The sequence below is a fragment of the Bradyrhizobium sp. USDA 4369 genome, from assembly GCF_054056435.1.
The window spans coordinates 4,813,654-4,831,410 of the sequence record NZ_JBSRYH010000001.1 but is presented as its reverse complement, the minus strand read 5'-3'; the positions used below and the strand labels follow the sequence as shown (position 1 = coordinate 4,831,410).

The 17,757-nt window shown below is 63.1% G+C and carries 18 protein-coding genes and 1 pseudogene; 9 read left to right on the top strand and 10 right to left on the bottom strand.

Annotation, left to right across the window (positions count from 1 at the left end):
• Nucleotides 1-3: 3 nt before the first annotated feature.
• The 4 genes from ACVIJ6_RS21890 to ACVIJ6_RS21875 all read right to left on the bottom strand — a co-directional run bounded on the left by ACVIJ6_RS21890 (nucleotide 4) and on the right by ACVIJ6_RS21875 (nucleotide 2,316).
• Nucleotides 4-855: a hypothetical protein gene (locus ACVIJ6_RS21890; protein ID WP_456774379.1), complete on the bottom strand. Its 852-nt coding sequence runs from the start codon at nucleotides 853-855 to the stop codon at nucleotides 4-6.
• Between the two features lie 218 nt (nucleotides 856-1,073).
• A complete protein-coding gene (locus ACVIJ6_RS21885) occupies nucleotides 1,074-1,430 on the bottom strand; it encodes a hypothetical protein (protein ID WP_456774378.1) in 357 nt (118 codons plus the stop codon).
• A 78-nt stretch (nucleotides 1,431-1,508) separates the two neighbouring features.
• Nucleotides 1,509-1,934, bottom strand: a complete 426-nt coding sequence (locus ACVIJ6_RS21880; protein ID WP_456774377.1) for a hypothetical protein — start codon at nucleotides 1,932-1,934, stop codon at nucleotides 1,509-1,511.
• Between the two features lie 106 nt (nucleotides 1,935-2,040).
• The gene (locus tag ACVIJ6_RS21875; protein ID WP_012045710.1) at nucleotides 2,041-2,316 is read right to left on the bottom strand and encodes a hypothetical protein; all 276 of its coding nucleotides are present in this window, start codon (nucleotides 2,314-2,316) and stop codon (nucleotides 2,041-2,043) included.
• Between the two features lie 323 nt (nucleotides 2,317-2,639).
• Between ACVIJ6_RS21875 and ACVIJ6_RS21870 the strand changes: the two genes are divergently transcribed.
• Nucleotides 2,640-2,963 (top strand): hypothetical protein, encoded by a 324-nt coding sequence (locus ACVIJ6_RS21870; RefSeq protein ID WP_456774376.1) that lies wholly within the window; start codon nucleotides 2,640-2,642, stop codon nucleotides 2,961-2,963.
• A 21-nt stretch (nucleotides 2,964-2,984) separates the two neighbouring features.
• On the top strand, nucleotides 2,985-3,170 hold the full coding sequence (locus ACVIJ6_RS21865; RefSeq protein ID WP_172239982.1) for a hypothetical protein: 186 nt from the start codon (nucleotides 2,985-2,987) through the stop codon (nucleotides 3,168-3,170).
• 45 nt (nucleotides 3,171-3,215) lie between these two features.
• Here the strand turns inward: ACVIJ6_RS21865 and ACVIJ6_RS21860 are convergent, their stop codons facing one another.
• Nucleotides 3,216-7,127: an ATP-binding protein gene (locus ACVIJ6_RS21860; RefSeq protein WP_456774375.1), complete on the bottom strand. Its 3,912-nt coding sequence runs from the start codon at nucleotides 7,125-7,127 to the stop codon at nucleotides 3,216-3,218.
• 205 nt (nucleotides 7,128-7,332) lie between these two features.
• Between ACVIJ6_RS21860 and ACVIJ6_RS21855 the strand changes: the two are divergent.
• Together ACVIJ6_RS21855 and ACVIJ6_RS21850 are read left to right on the top strand one after the other, a co-directional pair.
• A pseudogene (locus ACVIJ6_RS21855) lies at nucleotides 7,333-7,554 on the top strand (divalent metal cation transporter); the annotation flags it as partial.
• A 134-nt stretch (nucleotides 7,555-7,688) separates the two neighbouring features.
• Nucleotides 7,689-9,320: an NAD-dependent malic enzyme gene (locus ACVIJ6_RS21850; protein ID WP_456777053.1), complete on the top strand. Its 1,632-nt coding sequence runs from the start codon at nucleotides 7,689-7,691 to the stop codon at nucleotides 9,318-9,320.
• A gap of 91 nt (nucleotides 9,321-9,411) precedes the next feature.
• On the opposite strand, the gene rocF is transcribed toward ACVIJ6_RS21850, so the two are convergent.
• Nucleotides 9,412-10,386, bottom strand: coding sequence for an arginase (rocF, locus tag ACVIJ6_RS21845; protein WP_456777052.1), 975 nt, complete (start codon nucleotides 10,384-10,386; stop codon nucleotides 9,412-9,414).
• A 222-nt stretch (nucleotides 10,387-10,608) separates the two neighbouring features.
• Here rocF and ACVIJ6_RS21840 point away from each other — a divergent pair, with 222 nt between their 5' ends.
• Nucleotides 10,609-10,869 (top strand): hypothetical protein, encoded by a 261-nt coding sequence (locus ACVIJ6_RS21840; RefSeq protein ID WP_172240144.1) that lies wholly within the window; start codon nucleotides 10,609-10,611, stop codon nucleotides 10,867-10,869.
• A 15-nt stretch (nucleotides 10,870-10,884) separates the two neighbouring features.
• On the opposite strand, the gene ACVIJ6_RS21835 is transcribed toward ACVIJ6_RS21840, so the two are convergent.
• Nucleotides 10,885-12,021: an OpgC domain-containing protein gene (locus tag ACVIJ6_RS21835; protein ID WP_456777051.1), complete on the bottom strand. Its 1,137-nt coding sequence runs from the start codon at nucleotides 12,019-12,021 to the stop codon at nucleotides 10,885-10,887.
• A 470-nt stretch (nucleotides 12,022-12,491) separates the two neighbouring features.
• Here ACVIJ6_RS21835 and ACVIJ6_RS21830 point away from each other — a divergent pair, with 470 nt between their 5' ends.
• Both ACVIJ6_RS21830 and ACVIJ6_RS21825 read left to right on the top strand, forming a co-directional pair.
• Nucleotides 12,492-12,740 carry a hypothetical protein gene (locus ACVIJ6_RS21830; RefSeq protein ID WP_456777050.1) on the top strand — a complete coding sequence of 83 codons (249 nt, stop codon included), beginning with the start codon at nucleotides 12,492-12,494 and terminating at the stop codon, nucleotides 12,738-12,740.
• 574 nt (nucleotides 12,741-13,314) lie between these two features.
• Nucleotides 13,315-13,626, top strand: coding sequence for a c-type cytochrome (locus ACVIJ6_RS21825; protein ID WP_456774374.1), 312 nt, complete (start codon nucleotides 13,315-13,317; stop codon nucleotides 13,624-13,626).
• Between the two features lie 62 nt (nucleotides 13,627-13,688).
• Here the strand turns inward: ACVIJ6_RS21825 and ACVIJ6_RS21820 are convergent, their stop codons facing one another.
• From ACVIJ6_RS21820 to ACVIJ6_RS21810, 3 genes are all read right to left on the bottom strand, one after another.
• Entirely contained in the window at nucleotides 13,689-14,042 is a 354-nt protein-coding gene (locus tag ACVIJ6_RS21820; RefSeq protein ID WP_012045720.1) for a phasin, read from the bottom strand.
• A 105-nt stretch (nucleotides 14,043-14,147) separates the two neighbouring features.
• A complete protein-coding gene (locus ACVIJ6_RS21815; protein ID WP_456774373.1) occupies nucleotides 14,148-14,447 on the bottom strand; it encodes a hypothetical protein in 300 nt (99 codons plus the stop codon).
• A gap of 206 nt (nucleotides 14,448-14,653) precedes the next feature.
• Nucleotides 14,654-15,670 (bottom strand): GlxA family transcriptional regulator, encoded by a 1,017-nt coding sequence (locus ACVIJ6_RS21810; RefSeq protein ID WP_456774372.1) that lies wholly within the window; start codon nucleotides 15,668-15,670, stop codon nucleotides 14,654-14,656.
• On the opposite strand from ACVIJ6_RS21810, the gene ACVIJ6_RS21805 reads away from it, so the two are divergent.
• Nucleotides 15,600-16,445: a hypothetical protein gene (locus ACVIJ6_RS21805; protein ID WP_456774371.1), complete on the top strand. Its 846-nt coding sequence runs from the start codon at nucleotides 15,600-15,602 to the stop codon at nucleotides 16,443-16,445. The two genes, ACVIJ6_RS21810 and ACVIJ6_RS21805, sit on opposite strands and share 71 nt — an antisense overlap.
• A complete protein-coding gene (locus ACVIJ6_RS21800) occupies nucleotides 16,445-17,743 on the top strand; it encodes an MFS transporter (RefSeq protein WP_456774370.1) in 1,299 nt (432 codons plus the stop codon). The genes ACVIJ6_RS21805 and ACVIJ6_RS21800 overlap by 1 nt, the downstream gene beginning before the upstream one ends.
• Nucleotides 17,744-17,757: the final 14 nt, after the last annotated feature.

Below are 17,757 nucleotides of genomic sequence, written 5' to 3'. Positions count from 1 at the left end.
TGATCACCTGCTCCTGCCAGCCGGCTGCGCGGTCCACGGGACCGACAGGAACGGCACGGACGGAGCCCCAGCGTCGAATGCGGATTGATCCGTCGGAATCGCCTGCCGCGATCGAAGACGGCGTAAGGGCTGCCCCTTTTCCTGGTTGGTGAAGCCCGACTCGGCCTGCCCTCGCAGGGCAGCTCCAGCGTTTGGATTGGTCCAGCCTCCAAACCGCTCATCGAAGGGTGCGACGGGGACGGACTTCTCGCCGCTGTTTGATCGACCGGGAAGACGTCCCAATCGCTCGGAGGGAGTGTCTGCCCCGCCGCCGACATAGGCGTAGTCCCTCTGAATCCCACGGAGGGCATCAGGGACAGGCAATCCCGTTCGCGCCAATCGCTGCGCTTTTGGATCTTTCGCCAGCGTGTCGGCTATGTCGGACAGATACTCATAATTGGCTTGCGGTATCGGATAGAGGTGCTTTCCGAGACCTGCAGCTTCGGTGATCCGATTCACGATCGACGTACAGATGCTGGGGTCCTGCGAAAAACGGGCAAGATCCCAGCCGTTGTAAAAAAGAGGCTCGGCACTGAGCTTCGCGATCTCCACACGGGCGAGATCCGCCTGTTGTTCGGTGACCGGAACCGTGAACGTTGCGTACAGGCCGGCATCTGCGACGCTGGAAAAGTCGTTCGGTGGCGCCTTCCCATTCTGCATCGAATGAGCGTCGAATTTGCCCTTGTCCGAAATCGAACCATGATGCTCTGGACCGAAGCCCGCATACACCTGCCCGGTCGGATCATTGACGACGACGGCGGCGTGCCCCGGCAGGCCGGGATTGACCTGAAATGTGAGCGAGTGTCGAGCGGCCATCATCGGCTCCATGTGTGTTGAGAGAGATTGTTGAATGAACGCTGCCAGCTCACCGCATCGCAGTGGACGCGACCTGGCGGCGCCACTCTCCATGCGAACGATGCGGGCGGCTCCGCTTCGGACTCAACTGCGACTGCGCAAGGTGGGAACGGGCGGCTCATCACACGCGCCGCTATGTGGGCCGGCGTTCGCCGCCGCAATGGCGTCGCGTCGTGCGACTAATTCCGATGGAGTCGTTTGATCAAACGGGCATCGATCCGGTCCAAGCCAGGACCGATGCGTCTGACGACCAGACGCCAGAGACTATGAATCATCCATCCGAACAGGTAGGATATGAGCAGGCTTACGGGGAAATAGAACAGATAGCTGTTCATCCAACTATCGGTATCGAAGGGCGGATCGTGAAGGCCAAAAGCTGACCACACCCAACCGAGGATCATCCCGGCCGGAAGAACGGCCATTTCAGCCAGCAACACGCTGGACTTCAGGCTGGCGAAATAAGATAGGCAGCTGAACACCACAAAGTGCACGACGTAGAGGGCCGAGGCGATCAGCCCACCTTTGTTAATTCGCATGATCACCCCTTCCTACTCATGGCCCGCTGAACGATTTCCCCGGGCGCGTTTGCGAAATTTCAAGATGAATGGTGCCAATCATTGAAACCAGGAATAATCGTTCATCACGAAGTCATCGCGGCTTGATCGCTTGCGCCGATAGATCGCAAAGTGCATCGGACCGGGGTTGATCCTCGACTGGAATTTTTGTTCGGCATCGCGCGTGTAGCAGCAATCGGGCCCGCCTCGAACGATCATGTCTAGCGTGGCAAAAGTTGTCGTGCTTGGACGGACAACGATGTCAACGTCCAGATCAGTAGCGCGGGAGCGACAAACACTGTCATAGCCGCAGCTATCGAGCTTGCCGCTGCCCGTCTTCCCCTCTGCGTCCACCGCATAGTTGATAACGACATCGCTCGCTGCGGCCGGACTGCACAGAACGACGAGCAGGACCAGACGGACAGCGGGAAGTCGCGCCACGGAGTGAGCGGATCGATCCTGTCCAAGCCGCACTGCTGCGCCCATGTGACCTGCCCACATCTCGACCGCACGATTAACAAGGGACCGACACCTAAGAACAAAAATAGAACAAACAGCCAAATCCGTCAACGGCGACTGAGCGACGACGCTGTTATTCCACGGCGGTTTCCCCCTCCTGCTCGTGATCCACGTCGCCGGGATGCACGATCACGCGCTCGATGCGGTGAATCAGTTCGAGCGCGCCATCCTCGCTGTTTTCCAGGGCTTGCGGCGGCTTGCCCCAGCCGCGATCGAGAATGGCATTGGCGGCAGAGACACGCGCCGCGTGCGTCGCCTTGGGCGACCGCATCACACCGACCAGCGTGTTGATCGCCGTCTTGGTGTGGCTGCGCGCCATCGAGCGGATTTCAGTGATCGTTTTCGACATGATCGCTTCCGGACGTGGTGAAGTGTCAGATCAGGCGGCGCCATCACGACAGCGCAACCGCAGCCGCAATGGGAACGAGATCGAGCAAGGAGAACGACGTCGGATCGGCGTCTCGTACTCTCCCGTGGACTGAACGATAGGCGCGGCGGATCGCGGACGACGCGATCGCTTCGGGCGCGAACCCCATCCCTCGAGCAAGGGACCGCAGCGGGCGCGACGACGGTCGTCACGTCCGCGGACCGCCCCCTTCGCGCGGGACGGTCAATATTCAGAAGGTTGTCAGCAGCCAGCCCTGGCTCAGCTTTGACGCATGAGCAGGTCAAGTGTTCGAGCAGCGGGCCCGAGCTTTTGGCCCCGATCGGATCGCCAGCGGCGGCCGACGAAGCCAATTTCGAAAATTCCGACAACGCCATCATGCCGGTGATTTGCCCGACATGTCAAATTTGATCGAAATGCGGTCGCCGTGCTTTGCAGTTTCGATACCGCCACGCGAAGTCCTGCGCGACCAAACAAAAAGCCCGCTGCCGATCTCCCGGCGCGGGCTCTATGATTTTTTCGATAGTGGCAAAATGCGCCTGATTTGCCCGACGTGTCAAGCGCAATGGCCGACGGCGATCAGCAGCACGGCCTGCGCGCCCATCGGCTGAACCGGAGAAGGAGGTCTCATCATGTATGTCGTCGCAGTCGTCCTGGCCGTCTTGTCCGCGCTGTTCTATGCAGCCGGGCAGCATCAGCTCGGATCGGTCGGCGCCGATGTCTGCAGCTACGGGGGCCTGTTCTGCGACAAGCCGCACTACATGATGACAAGCGCGTTGCTCGCCGGCCTTTGGGGCAAGTTCGTCAGCATGCGCTGACGGCGCGGCGGTGAGCATCCGGGAGCAGAGGCTCGACATGCGTCCCTACTCCGACGGAGCCCGCTCCGGGCTCGTTGGCCGCCCGGCCATCACCTGGCGCAGCACGCGCGACAATTCGTCGACCGAATAGGGCTTGTGAATCAGGCTGAAGCCGTGACGACCGCCATCGGCGAGAACATCGCTATAGCCGCTGTTGAGCACGATCGGAATGCTCGGAAGCCGACGCCGAATCTCCTGGCCGAGCGTGACCCCGTCCATTCCGGGCATCACGACGTCGCTGAGCACGAGGTCGAAGCGTTCAGGATTGTCGTCGAGCATGCGCAACGCGTCGATCCCGCTTCGGGCCAGGACGGTTCGGTAGCCGAGATCTTCGAGCAGTTGCGTCGAGAATTCGCCGATCTCGGGGTTGTCCTCGACCACCAGCACATTCCAGCGCGCAGTGAGCAGCTCAGGGGCACGCTCATACCGCTGATGCGTCTCGAGCGGCTTCTCGGTCAGCGGCAGCAGCAGGGTCAGCGTGGTTCCTCTGCCGACCTCGCTGTCGGTCAACACCCGGCCGCCAGACTGGTGCACGAAGCCATAGACCTGCGACAGGCCGAGGCCCGTGCCGCGGCCGACGCCCTTGGTCGTGAAGAACGGCTCGAAAATGCGATCGAGCTGCTCGGGCGGAATGCCGCATCCGGTGTCGCTGACCGCGATCGAGACGAACGGCTCTGGCGCGCCCGTTCCGCCATGATGGACCCGTTCACCACGGATGGTCAGCACGCCGCGGCCATCCATCGCATCCCGCGCATTGGCGACGAGATTCACAAGTGCAGTGTCGAACTGATTGATGTCGACATCGACCGGCAATGGCCGGGCGCGAAGATCGAGCGCGATCACGGCCGGCGCGCCCAGCACGGTCTGCAGCATCTCCGCGATCTGCTCGATATGGCGCGCCGCGTCGAAAACCTGGCGCTCCATCGGCGTACGCCGCGCGAAGGCGAGCAACTGGCCGGTCAGCTTGGCCGCGCGATCTGCGGTGTCGGAAATCGCGTCCACGTAGCGTCGCATCCGCTCGGGCGGCAATTGGCGCCGGCGCAGCAGATCGGCCGATGACCTGATTACGGTCAGGAGGTTGTTGAAGTCGTGCGCGACGCCGCCGGTCAGCTGGCCGATCGCCTCCATTTTCTGGGCCTGCCGGAACGCTTCCTCGGCCTGGCGACGCTCCGTCAACTCAACGGCCTCGGGGACGATCGCCGCGAGCTGTCCCGCCTCGTCGCGCACCGGCCGCATCTGGAAATCGAACCACCGCCGGCCCCCGACCGGAAGATCGAGCTGAATCTCCCGGCGCGCGACCTCGCCATGGATGACGATGTCGACGAGCGACTTGATCATCTCAGGCATGCCGGGCGTGCCCGTGAACCATGGTGTGTCCCAGAACGGCAGCCCCGCGACCTTGTCCAACGGCGCCGCAATCGCGTCCAGCGAGGTGACATTGGCGTCGAGCAGCGTCCCCTCGCGGGACAACAGGGCCTGGAACGTATAGCTCGCTTCGAAGATCGTTCGCAGCCGCGCCTCCTTCGCCTGCAGTTCGGCCGTTCGCTCGGAGACCTGGGCCTCCAGTCGCTCGTTCAGCTCGCGCAACGTGGTCTCGGCCTCGCGCCTCACCCGAGCCAGATCGATGTTCACCCGGACACGCGCCAGCAACTCGCGCGCGCTGAACGGCTTGCTGAGATAGTCGCTGGCACCCGCGTCGAGGCCTTCGACCTTCGCCTCCTCGCCTGCGCGTGCGGACAGCATGACCACCGGAATGTCGCGCAGCCGCGGGTCGCTGCGCATCGCCTGCAGCAGACCGAACCCGTCCATCCCGGGCATCATCACGTCGGTCAGAACAAGATCGGGCCGGCGGCGTCGCATGGCCTCCAGTGCGGCGCCGCTATCGCCGACGGCTTCGACGTCATAGTCCTGCCCGAGCAGACGACGCACATAGTCACGCATGTCCGGATTGTCGTCAGCCAGCACGACACGGTCTCGCCCGGCCACCGCCGCAGCGGGAAGTCCCAGATCGTCCGGTGATGACGGATGCGGCAGTTCGGCAGGCCCATCGCCGCTCGGCCAGCCCAACGCCTCGTCGATATAGGCCCGCGCCCGTATATGGGTCGTGACCTGCGCACGTGCGGACGGGAGCTGGGCGGGCGGCAAATGCGACGCGCCGAACGGGAGCCGGACAGTGAAGACGGAGCCACGGCCGAGCTCGCTGTCGGCCGTGATGTCGCCGCCATGCAGCTTGACAATCTCCTGGACCAGCGCAAGACCGATCCCACTCCCCTCGTAGGAGCGGCCTCGCGCCCCCGCGACGCGGCGAAAGCGCTCGAACAGATGCGGCAGCTCGTCCGGCAGAATGCCCGTGCCGGTGTCATGGACCGCGAATTCCGCATGTCGCATGTCGGGTGCGATGCCGATCGTGACGGAGATTCCGCCATCGAAGGTGAACTTGAAGGCGTTGGACAGGAGATTGAGAACGATCTTCTCCCACAGGTCGCGATCGACATAGACAGGCTGTGGAAGAGGCGCAGCCTCGATCACGAGGCGCAGGCCGGCGCGGTCTGTCGCCGACCGGAAATTCGACACGAGTTCGGAAGTCAGGGCCGCCAGATCCACCGGCTCGAAGCTCGCGGTCATGCGACCGGCCTCGATCCTGGAAAAGTCGAGCAGCGTGTTCACCAGCTTCAGCAGCCGGATCCCATTGCGGTGAATCAGGTTCAGCACCGCCAGCTGTTCGGCGCCAAGCCCCGCATCCGTGCGCGCGAGCATGTCTTCGAGCGGGCTCAACATCAGCGTCAGCGGGGTGCGAAACTCATGGCTGATATTGGAGAAGAACGTCGTCTTGGCGCGGTCGATTTCCGCCAGCGCCTCGGCCCGCCGGCGTTCTGCCTCATAGGCCAGGCCATTTCCGGCAGCAGCGGCGATTTGGCCGGAGACGAGGTTCACGAACCGGGCATAGCTTTCATCGTAGAGACGAAACGGATTGAGCCCGGCGATGACGAAGCCGCTCTCACCGATTTCGCCGGACGCGAGGATGGGAAGCACCACCGCCTGTTTGGGCGGCTGTCGCCAGCCACCGCTGGGAAAATCGACGCCGAACGATCGCCGCAGATCGCGCACCAGAACCGGCGACTGCCGTCGCAGCGCCTCGGCGAGCGGCCACATGCTGTCGCGCCCGATCGACAGGCTTTGCTGAACCGCGGGATGAGTTGAATCGATCCCGGTGAACGCCGCAAGCCGGGCTTTCTTGCCGCTCTCCTCCATCATGTAAATCATCACGAAGGGGAGATCGCGCGGCTCCTGCGCCAAGGCGCGCGCGCAACTCGTACAGGCCTGGTCGACGCTGCGAGCTTCCGCCGCAGCGTTGGCGAGTTCGCGCAGCAGGGAAAGCTGCCGCTCACTGATCGCGCGCTGCGTATCGTCGGTGTTGGCGCAGAAGATGCCGCCGGGCGACCCGTCGTCGTCAGGAATCGGACTGTAGGAGAACGTGTAGTAGGTCTCCTCGGGAAAGCCGTTGCGCTCCATGATCAGGAGCTGTGCCTCGACATAGGTGCCTCGATCGCCGCCGCTCGCTTTGGCAAGCAGCGGACCGATATCCTCCCAGATCTCGTGCCACACGACCGACGTTGGACGTCCGAGCGCCCAGGGATGTTTGCCGCCGATGATGGCCTTGTAGGCGTCGTTGTAGAGATAGATGAGCTGCTTTCCCCACCCGATCCAGATCGGCTGTTGAGAGGTGAGCATGATTCTGACGGCGGTCTTCAGGCTTTGCGGCCATTGCTCCGGCGGGCCGATCGAGGTGCTGCCCCAGTCGAATTGCAGCATCAGCCCGGCGAGCTCGCTGCCCCCCGAAAACAGCCTGTCCCGCTCCGCCGAGCGGAGGTCCTGAGCCTGCCCTGGCTGCCGCTGATCCGGCAAACGTGCCCCCATTCGCAATACACCCCGACTCTAACGCCGGCCCCCCTCTCCGGTTCCCGCAACTGGAACAAAAAGGGGACGAATGACTTCGACAACATACACTATCCCGCGCGGCGGAGTTCTGCCGTGGCCATCATCTTTGCATCAGAGCCCAACAAGCCGAAGCGATCGGCCAGGAGCTTGTTCCGGCTGCTGGTCTGGTGACCGGCGTCGCCGGCTGGCGGGATCGGCCGCCTATGGCGTGGCCGAGGTCTTCGGCTGGCATGCGACATTGGAAGCCAAGCCCGACGAGGCGGCCGGCTTCTACAGCATCATTGCCGCGGCCACGCTGATCGGCTTCACCGGCATCGATTCGATCCACATGCTGGTCTGGAGCGCAGTGCCCAACGGCATCGTCGCGGTGCCGATCAGAACGCAGTTGCACAACGTCATTGGTGCAACGCGGCGCGGAATCTGTGTTAACAGACCGATCCCGCCATGCTGTCTCGATTGATGCCGGTCAACGCCGACCGGCTCCAGCAGCGCGAGGCTCGAAAAGGACTCGGAGACTCCGCCTTGACCCAACCGCAACGTATGACCGCACCGACGCTACCCACCTACTCCCCTCGCGGGCTTGCGCTGCTGCGTGATCCCCTGCTCAACAAGGGGACAGGATTTACCGAGCAGGAGCGCGACGCGCTTGGGCTGCGCGGCTTCCTTCCTGCGGGTGTCCTGTCGATGCAGGCGCAAGCCGAGCGCATTCTGGTCAACCTCCGCAGCCTGCCCAGTGATCTGGAGAAATATGTCGCGCTCAATGCGCTGCACGATCGCAACGAGGCGCTGTTCTTCCGGGTGGTCTGCGACAACATCGACGAGATCCAGCCGCTGATCTACACGCCGACGGTCGGCCTCGCCTGTCAGAAATACGGGCTGATCTTCCAGCGGCCGCGCGGACTGTTCATCTCTGCCAATGATCGCGGGCGGATCGCCGAGATCCTCGCCAACTGGCCCTACCGGGCCAAGCTCATCGTCGTCACCGACGGCGAGCGCATTCTCGGCCTCGGCGACCTCGGCGCCAACGGCATGGGCATTCCCGTCGGCAAGCTCTCGCTCTACTCGGCCTGCGCCGGCATTCATCCCGAAGAATGCCTTCCGGTCATGCTGGACGTCGGCACCAACAATGAGGAGTTCCTCAAGGACCCCTATTATATCGGCCTCCGTCAGAAGCGCATCACCGGCGCAGCCTATGACGAGTTCGTCGACGAGTTCATGAACGCCGCGCGCGCGGCCTTCCCGGGCGTGCTGATCCAGTTCGAGGATTTCGCCAACCACGCGGCTTTCAAGCTGCTGCACAAATATCGCGACGACGCCTGCGTCTTCAACGACGACATCCAGGGAACGGCGGCTGTCGCGCTGGCCGGTCTGTTTTCCGCGCTGCGCATTACCGGCGGCCGCCTTCGCGATCAGCGCGTGCTGTTCCTGGGCGCCGGCGAGGCTGCCACGGGAATTGCCGATCTCGTCGTCTCGGCCATGATGGCGGAAGGCCTGTCCGAAGCCGAGGCGCTGCAACGCAACTGGCTCACGGACTCACGCGGGCTCGTGGTAAAGGGACGTGAGAACCTGCACGGTCACAAATTGCGCTACGCTCATGAGCAGGCACCGATCGGTGACTTCCTGACCTCGATCAGGACGCTGAAGCCGACGGCGATCATTGGCGTTGCCGCGGTCGGCGGCGCCTTCACGCCGGAAGTGCTGCAAGCGATGGCGGAGCTGAACGAGCGGCCGATCATCTTTGCGCTGTCGAACCCGACCTCGAAGGCGGAATGCTCGGCGGAGGCGGCCTATCGTTACACCCAGGGCCGCGCATTGTTTGCCTGCGGAAGCCCCTACGATCCGGTCAAGCTCGATGGCAAGACCTTCGTGCCCCGGCAGGGCAACAACTCCTACATCTTCCCCGGTGTGGGCCTCGGCGCGATCGCCAGCGGGGCGCGGCTGGTGACGGACGAAATGTTCATGGCTGCCGCACACACACTCGCGAACTGCGTGACCGGCGCTGATCTCGAACAAGGAAGCCTTTATCCGGCGCTGCCGCGGATCCGCGAAGTATCCGCCCTGATCGGTGCGGCGGTGGCGGGCGTGGCCTATCAGAACGGGCTCGCCTCCGGACCGGCGCCGAACGACCTGCTCGGTTTCGTCGAGCAGAAGATGTACGACCCGCGCTACTGACGCCGCCAAAGCGGATGCCGTGCTGAAGCTCGCACGGCATCCGCTTCAGCCCATCCGTCAGCAGACCCGGCAACGCCGCGTCCGGCACGTGTCATAGATCCGGGACGATCGCGTTGGTCGGTGTCGGCCGGTCGGTGATCTGCTGGCCAAACAGACTGCCAATCAGCTCGACCGCAACCCGGGCCGTCTTGCCACGCTCGTCGAGGAAGGGGTTGAGCTCGACGATGTCGACCGACCGCACCAGGCCGGAATCATGCAGCAGCTCCATGATGAGATGCGCCTCACGATAGGTCGCTCCGCCAGGGACTGTCGTGCCGACCCCCGGCGCTACCTCCGGATCGAGAAAGTCGACGTCGAAGCTGACATGCAGAACGCCATTGCGGGCGCGGACCTTGTCGAGGATCCTGCGCGTCAGGACGCCGACGCCAAACTCGTCGATGGCGCGCATGTCGGCGACGCTGATGCGACGCATGCGCAGCAGCTCCTTCTCCGCCTTGTCGATCGAGCGGATGCCGAACAGTTCGAGGTGCTGGGTGGGGATGGTGGCGCGGACGTCGCCACCGAGCAAGCCATCAAGGCCCGGCTCTCCACACAGGAAGGCCGCGGACATGCCATGCATGTTGGCGGTGATCGTGGTCTCCGGCGTGTTGTAGTCGGCATGCGCATCGAGCCAGAGCACGAACAACTCCTGACCGACATCGCGGTAGTGACGCGCGACGCCGTTCACCGATCCCATCGACAGCGAGTGATCTCCTCCTAAGAACACCGGGATCGCCCCGGTCTGCGCCAGTTCATGGCTTCGGCGTGCCAGCACCCGCGACCAGCGTTGGATCTGGCGATAATGCTTCGCCTTCGCAGGAGGCTCATCGCGGAGTTCGGTCATATCGGCGATCCCGACGTCGCCATAATCCGTCACATCGAGACCGAGGCTTTCCAGCAGCGGCACGAGCCCGGCGGTTCGAAGCGCAGCCGGCCCCATCAGCGTGCCGCGCACAGATGCGCCGAGATCGATCGGGGCCCCCAGCACGGCGAGGCGGCCCGGGGAGGCTTTGTCAACGTGGGTCAAAACCAGATCCTTCCACTTGCATGATGAACATAACCCCTCCCCGATGTTGCAGGGATGTCGTTTCCACGGCGTTCCACCGGATTCACCTGAAGCAACCTGGGCGCCGCCGGAACCAATCGCGTCAGCCCGCATTTCCTGGAACGCCAAGCCCGCTTGCGACCGCGATCGGATCGAGCCGGGCGATCATCAACCGAGCCGATGAACATCGAGAAGGCAACGATAGTGAGCAGCGAAACGTTCGAAACACCTCCGCAGCCGGGCGTCGCAGAACGCGCGCTCGACACGGCCACGGACATGTCCCGCTCTCTCGGCGAGATCGTGGGCACCCTCAGTGCGGCCGTCGACCGCCTGAGCGCCGTTGCAAAGGACGCGCGCCGCCCCGGGACGGCGCTGTCGACCTTGAGCGCCATCACCCGCGAAGCTCCGCTGGCCAGCCTGTTCGTCGCGTTTCTGTGTGGTGTGGCGGTGGCGCGCCGGCGCTGACCGCACCGGCGGCCGTCAAAACAGCCTTGGTCCGCGCCGATCGAGCTGCGTTTCCCAGGTCAGCAGCGTGGCGGCGATGACCATCACGGCAATTCCCGCGATGCTGATCAGCAGCTGCATGGCAAAACCGCTGGAGACATCAGTCAACACGACCTGCCCGATAAACGCCAGCAGCACCCCTATGCAATAGATGGAAAGCGAGTTTTCCCCGCAGCGGATGATCGCCATCATCAGCGGGCGGGCCGGGCCGTTCCATTGCGGCGGTGTCAGCCGCGATACGACGAGAGCCAGCGAGAGAAAGTGGAGCAGCCGCACCGGCGCCAGATGGCTCTTGTAGATCGGATAGATCAGGCCGGTGACGGCCGACGGGATCAATGCCTCCAGGCTCTTGAACTCCCAGCTCAGAGCCATGAAGAGGCTGAAGGCAAGGTAGGCAAGCGCGACGATCAGGAGCGTGCGCGAGTCCAGGATCGGCCGCAGACTTGCGGAGCCGACATAGGCATACCAAGCGCCGATGACGAACAGGAACTGCCAGGCGAACGGATTGAAGTAGAGTTCGCCGCTCGGCCAAGCCGGCACCTGCCAGCTGAACAGTTGGACCATCATGTAAAGCAGGAACGATATCACCAGCGTGAAGGTCGGGCTGGTCATCATCATCCACAGGACGGCGGGGAAGCAGATGTGCAGGATCGCGAAGGTCAGCAGGATATCGGTGTTGACGGGTGCAAACTGCAGCAGCGCGACATGCACGAGCGTGGGCCCGGGATCGCGGAAGAAAAAGCCCGTATTCGTCTCGTCGACGAAGCGCTCCCCATTACCGACGACCCAGACCAGCGCCGCATAGGCGAGCAGCAGCACGAGGAAGGCCGCATAGATCTCCCACGCTCGCCGCAGCGCACGCACCACCGTCGTCGCCCAACCTTGCGCCGGCAATGCTCCGCCATAAGCCAGCATGCAAGTGTAGCCGGAGACGAAAACGAACACCTCAGACGTGTCGCTGAAGCCATAATTCCGCGGCGTCAGCCAGGACAGCGAGTTGTCCGGCACGTGATCGACAAAAATGAACCAGAGCGCGAGACCTCGGCAGGCGTCGAGGCGCAGATCGCGGCAATCACGTGCCGCGTCAACCGCGCCCGCCGTCGCGCAAACCAGACCACGATCATTGAGGTCCAAGGCGTCCCCCGTCTGATGTCCCGGATCGGCATCTCCGATGTGGGCTTCCCAGCCACAGCGATCTCGACGCAGCAGCCGCCGTCGGGGCTGCGGACGTTCGCGTCAAATAGACGCACGCCCGACGGAGCTCCAGAGCCGGGAAACTTGCAACCATTGATCCCAGCAGCGTCGCTCCAACCACTGACGATTTTTTCCAGACCAAAGATCGCAGTCCCGCGCCCGCCACAGATATCCGCGCATTCTTACAGGGTTCCGTTGGCCGATTGGCAACCCGGCCGGCCTCGCTGGCTCCGAAGCAACATCGGGACTCGCGCGGGAACATCGCGGACTTCTCGGTGTTAACTATTTTGCCTCGCGTAGCTGGCAAAAGTTCCACTCCCGTATTTGCCCGGATTGATTGTAGATGGGTTAGACGTTGACTTGGAGTGGAAGAGTTAAAGGGGGGTTCCGTGATCCACCGAGGTGTCCAATATACGGTCGTGCCGACTGCTGAACCGGACATTTGGGAATGGCGGTATGAGTTCGGCGACCAGGTCAAGTCTGGACGAACTCAGACCCGGCTGGCCGCGCTTGCCGCGCGGCGCGTCAAATCGAAAATTGACGCGGCGCTTCGGGCAGCGCAAACGGCCTCCGTGCCCACCGCCAATGTTGCCGAGCGCATGGGTCTCGCGAAGGCGACGTCGCACGGCCTGACCTGACCCGCTCTTTTTCTCCGCGCCGGTACGCTCTCGGACGGAGCTTCGTTGCCTGTTGAGACAGATCAAGGCCATGAGGGCCCTGATCTGGCATGCTTCGAGGATGGAAACTCTCGTTTTTCGCTGCTCCCAGACGGGATCCGACGTGCAGGTCGGTGTGGTCGGGCCGCTGGTCTCCGACGACACCGATTTGTACGAAGCCGTCGCATGTCCGGCCTGCGGTCGCCTGCACCTCGTCAACAAGGGGACAGGAAAGATGCTTGGCGACAGAGGGGGGCCCACATGTCCTATGCTGCCCAGGAACTAGCGGCCACTAAGGCGCCCCGCCCTTCCCTCCTGAGCCGCCTGGGCGCCCTCTTCAGGCGGATCATCAGCCGGATCGACCTGTCACATTTCCCAAAGTCCTGCTGCAACTGAAGCGGGTCTATGAGACGATCGGTCCGACGCGTCGAGCGCGGACGCAAGCGTCCGTCCCTCCCCGACAATAGATCCACATGGCACGGATTGGCGAGCCGCTTTTTCTTGCTGCCACACGAGCGGACAAGCTCGACGAAAAACCGATGAGACGGAGTTCCTGATGCGCGTGTTCGTGACGACAATTCTGACCATTGCAGCCGCAGCGACGGCGAGCACTTCATGGGCCGCCGATGCCGATCACGGTGCGGATCTTGCCAAGCGCTGGTGCGCCTCGTGTCACCTGGTCGAGGGAACGCAGAAGCAGGCCAGCGCGGATGTCCCGTCTTTCGCGCAGATCGCCCAGAAGGCAGACTTCACTCCGGAGAAGGTCGCCTTCTTCCTGCTCGATCCGCACCCCAAAATGCCGAGCTTTCCGCTCAACCGCCTCGAGGCGGCCGACATCGCGGCCTATATCGCTTCGCTGCGGAAATAAGTTTCGACCATCGGCGGCTCAGCAGCCGCCGATGCCCGCTTCATGCGGTCACATGCGCTGCCCTAGGTCTTGGGCTCGGTCGCTTTGCTTGCTGCGGCCATAATGCCCGCGGTGATGGTCTTCATGTGCTCGCCGGCATTGGTGAACTGGCTGCGCAGGAATTCGGACTGGATCCGCATGGCCTCTTCAAGCTCGGTCGCATGGACAAGCTTACGCGCATGTTCGAAGGCCGTCTTGATGTTCTGCTCGGTGAGCGAGAGGGCCTGCTTGGACATCTCGGCCGCAGGCCCGGGAACCGTCGTGATCGATTTTCCGGCAGCATCGAAGAACATTTCGAAGGCTCTTTCGGCCTGCGCGATCGTCTTCTCCGCAAGGTCGCGCAGTTCAGCCGGCACTTCCAATTTTGTTTGGGTCATTGTTGGCGTCCTCCACGCGGACCCAACTACCACATTTGTCAGCCTGCGTCGCCGTCGATTTGCAGCTGCCGATGCGGAGATAGCAGTCGTGCGATATCGACGATCTCAGAATGAGAAGGCACGTTCCCGTGCAATCTGGAGCGAGAGTTCGATCGAGGCGAGATGCCGGTCATAGATCCACCGCTCGTCGTCGTTTGCGACCATGCTGCGGAGCTCGCGCGCATGCTGCAAAGCAAGATCGAGCAGGATGATCGTCTTCCTGACCTCGTCCTGGCTGCTGCGCCCGGAGGAACGGATGGGCTCGAGCCGGGCGGCCCCCACTGCTGCGACACCAACTTCACCCTCGGCCTCCAGGTGCGACGGAGACCGCGTTGTCCTTGAACGAAAGGGCAGGATGTTCGTCATGGCCTCTCTCCCCGCGACTACAAACATCGAAGCGGAAGTGAATCAACTTTTCCATTCAATACACGCAGCATTTTACTGAAGCCTTAGGCCGATCTTCGACGGCACGGCCACTCTGGCCCCAACTCGGCAGGTCGAATTAACTCGAACGCAAGCCGCAAGCCTTGCGCGAGGAGAAAATACGACCGCCTGACGCAATCGCAATCAGCTTAGCCCGAGAAGCGGCGGCGGTACTCCGAAGGCGAGACGCCGAGGTGCCTCAGGAACGCGCGGCGCATGCGCTCGTCATCGCCGAAGCCGGCCCTTTGCGCGACCTCGACCACGCTGCCCACCTGGCGACTTTCGAGCAGGAGTCGCGCCGTCTCGACCCTGAGCGCCTCCACGCCCTGCGCAGGCGTCATGCCCGTTCGGCTGACATAGGTGCGGGCGAATGTGCGCGGCGACATGCCGGCCTTTGCAGCCAGCGTCTCGACGCGCAGATCGCTCGCGATGTTCTCGATGATCCAGGCATGCAGCGCGCTGAATCGTCCCTCGACGTCGGAGGCCTGCGCGGCCAACACGGTGGAGAACTGGCTTTGGCCGCCGGGACGCTTGAGGAAAACGACCAGCCGCCGAGCCACGTCGAGCGCAATCGTATGGCCGAAATCCTCCTCGATCATGGCCAGCGCGAGATCGATCCCGGCGCTGACGCCCGCTGAGGACCAGACGCGCCCATCCTGGACGAAGATCGCGTCCGGCTCGACCTTCACATTGGGAAAGCTGTCCTGCAGTCGCGGACAATAGCGCCAATGGGTCGCAGCGCGTTTGCCCTCGAGCGCTCCCGCCCATGCCAGCGCGAACGCGCCAAGGCACACCGAGGCGATCCGCCGCGCATCAGGCAACGCCTGACCAATCCATCGCATCAGCGCCTCGTCCTGGCGCAACTTCCAGATGCCCGGCCCGCCCGGAATTAGCAGCGTGTCGACCTCACGCGGATCGATGGCCGTCATCGGCGCGGTATCGATCATCAGCCCGACGTCTGTTGGCACCAGACCGCCGTGCCTCGAGACGTAGCTCAGTGCATAGCCTGGGCGCGGCAGTTCGATGTCGGCGAGCTCGGCGAACACCTGGGCCGGCCCGGACACGTCGAGCAGCGTCACGCCTGGAAAGGCGACGATGACCAACCGTCTTTCGGTGGCGTCTGGAGGCAGAACTGCGCGCCGGGACTTGGCAGAATTCGAGGGCATATTGTCCTTTAAGCCATCGGACGGCCGCCTGTATAGCCTGCACTGCAGAGTGGGAGTCCGTGCAATGGCGTTCAAGCTGGATGGCCGATACCCGACCATCGCCTCTCCCTGGGGCGACTATGCCGTCTACAGCTTTCCTGACGCGTCCGAGATCGGCTGCTCGGATCGTCAGCCGATCATGGATGCGATGAATTCGATCATTGCGATTAACTGGAAAGCAATCGAACCGCATTGGACCGCCTCCTCGTCGCCCTTCGACAGCAAATACAGCCTCATTCTGGTCTACGATCGCGTCGAACTCATCGCCTTCTCGGTCTATCGCGTCATGACCATTGCGCAACGGATGGCCATCTATCGCAGTGGGACCGAAGTGCTTCCGGCGTATCAGGGACGTGGCCTGTACGGCTTCTTCACATCGCAAATTCTCAAACATCCCTGCGCAGCTTCGCACAGCGAGCGGCTTCTCTACGGCTGGCGCACGCGCAATCCCATCGTGTGGGCCGCCAACGCGAAGATCTGCGAAATGGTTGCACCGTCGCTGCTCGCTGACGCCGCTGACGCCGATCTGCAGGCTGCCTGTATCGAAATGTGCGCGATGCTTTATCCGGGCAAGCCGCTCGAGGTGCCGGGCATGATCATGCGCGGCGCCTATGGACACATCGAGCACATTCGACAGGACTATCGCGGCACGGCCTCTCTCGTCGAGGCCGCCATGTCGCGGATCATCCCGAATTCAGCCGACGCGCTGTTCTCGGTCGGCTACGCGAGGGTGTGATGGCAGTGCTCGGACAACACGCCGTATCCTCATCCTCGTCGCCGATCAGGCTGCTCGATCGTACCTATGTTGCGTGGGGAACGGTCGCATTCGCCTATGCGATCGCATTTCTGCAGCGGATGTCGCCGCAGGCCGTCGGCCTGAGCTTCATGCGCGATTTCGGCACCGACGCTTCGGGTGTCGCGATGCTCGCCTCCAGCTATTTCTGGGGCTACACGTTGATGCAGATTCCGGCTGGTCTGCTGGTCGATCGCTACGGCGTCAAACGCGTCGTGCTGTGCAGCATGGCGGCATCGGTGATCGGCAGTCTGGCATTCGCGCTCTCGCCCACCCTGTTCGACGTCTTCATAGCCCGCGTGATTGTGGCCTGCGGCGACGCGCTCGTATTCACCGCGTTGCTGAAGCTGGTCGCGCAGAGCTTTACAGACGAGCGTTTCGGCCTGATGTCCGGGATCTCCCAGGTGTCTGGTTATGCCGGTGGCGTCATCGCAACCACTCCGCTCGCAGCCGCCGTCAGCGGCTTCGGCTGGCGTGCTTGCTTCTTCTTCATCGCCTGTGTCGGGATCGCCAACCTGGCATGCGCCGCGGTGGCGCTGAAGGCCGCGCCATCGAACAACAATGGAAGGACGCTGAAGAGCGTCCTGCTGGCGAGTTGGCAGTCGCTCGGATCAGCCGCGAATTGGGGCTGCGCGATGAGCTTCGCGTCGCATTTCGCGGTGGTCACGACCCTGGCTGGCGTGTGGGGCATTCCGATGGTGTCGCATTATTTCGGCATTTCACCGTCGGCCGCCGGCGCTCCCCTGCTCGCCTTCATGGTCGGAAATGCGATCGGATCCATCTTTCTCGGCCATGCTGCCGACCGGACGCGGTCGCTGGACTCGGCCTTGATACGCATCAGCCTGCTTCGCATGCTGCTTGTCGCGATGCTGTGGCCGGCTCTCGCTCATGCATTTGGCCTTGTCTATGTCGGCGTGGTGTTTGCCGTGCTGGGCCTTGTCGCAGGCGGCACGGTTCCCCTGATCCTGAAATGCACGAAGCATCTCTACACGGTGGAACGTATCGGCGTTGGGGCCTCGATCAACACAACCTCGGCGGGCGTGTTCGCAGGACTTGCGCAGCCCGTCATCGCCTTCGCCATGATGGCCGCAAGCGGACTTGGTGCCGGTGACGGCTCAAGCCTGCACGCCGTCGCAAACGACGCCGGCTACGCGACCCTGCTGGCAGCTCTTCTGCTGATGTCCCTACCGGGCATTTTCGGACCACTGATGATGAGGCCCAGACTGACACCGAATACTTAAGCATAACAGAGAGG

Coding starts and splice junctions, on each gene's coding strand:
- ACVIJ6_RS21890 (WP_456774379.1), bottom strand. CDS start 855: ATGGCCGCTCGACACTCGCTCACATTTCAGGTCAATCCCGGCCTGCCG.
- ACVIJ6_RS21885 (WP_456774378.1), bottom strand. CDS start 1,430: ATGCGAATTAACAAAGGTGGGCTGATCGCCTCGGCCCTCTACGTCGTG.
- ACVIJ6_RS21880 (WP_456774377.1), bottom strand. CDS start 1,934: ATGGGCGCAGCAGTGCGGCTTGGACAGGATCGATCCGCTCACTCCGTG.
- ACVIJ6_RS21875 (WP_012045710.1), bottom strand. CDS start 2,316: ATGTCGAAAACGATCACTGAAATCCGCTCGATGGCGCGCAGCCACACC.
- ACVIJ6_RS21865 (WP_172239982.1), top strand. CDS start 2,985: ATGTATGTCGTCGCAGTCGTCCTGGCCGTCTTGTCCGCGCTGTTCTAT.
- ACVIJ6_RS21860 (WP_456774375.1), bottom strand. CDS start 7,127: ATGGGGGCACGTTTGCCGGATCAGCGGCAGCCAGGGCAGGCTCAGGAC.
- ACVIJ6_RS21850 (WP_456777053.1), top strand. CDS start 7,689: ATGACCGCACCGACGCTACCCACCTACTCCCCTCGCGGGCTTGCGCTG.
- ACVIJ6_RS21825 (WP_456774374.1), top strand. CDS start 13,315: ATGCGCGTGTTCGTGACGACAATTCTGACCATTGCAGCCGCAGCGACG.
- ACVIJ6_RS21820 (WP_012045720.1), bottom strand. CDS start 14,042: ATGACCCAAACAAAATTGGAAGTGCCGGCTGAACTGCGCGACCTTGCG.
- ACVIJ6_RS21815 (WP_456774373.1), bottom strand. CDS start 14,447: ATGACGAACATCCTGCCCTTTCGTTCAAGGACAACGCGGTCTCCGTCG.
- ACVIJ6_RS21805 (WP_456774371.1), top strand. CDS start 15,600: ATGACCAACCGTCTTTCGGTGGCGTCTGGAGGCAGAACTGCGCGCCGG.
- ACVIJ6_RS21810 (WP_456774372.1), bottom strand. CDS start 15,670: ATGCCCTCGAATTCTGCCAAGTCCCGGCGCGCAGTTCTGCCTCCAGAC.
- ACVIJ6_RS21800 (WP_456774370.1), top strand. CDS start 16,445: ATGGCAGTGCTCGGACAACACGCCGTATCCTCATCCTCGTCGCCGATC.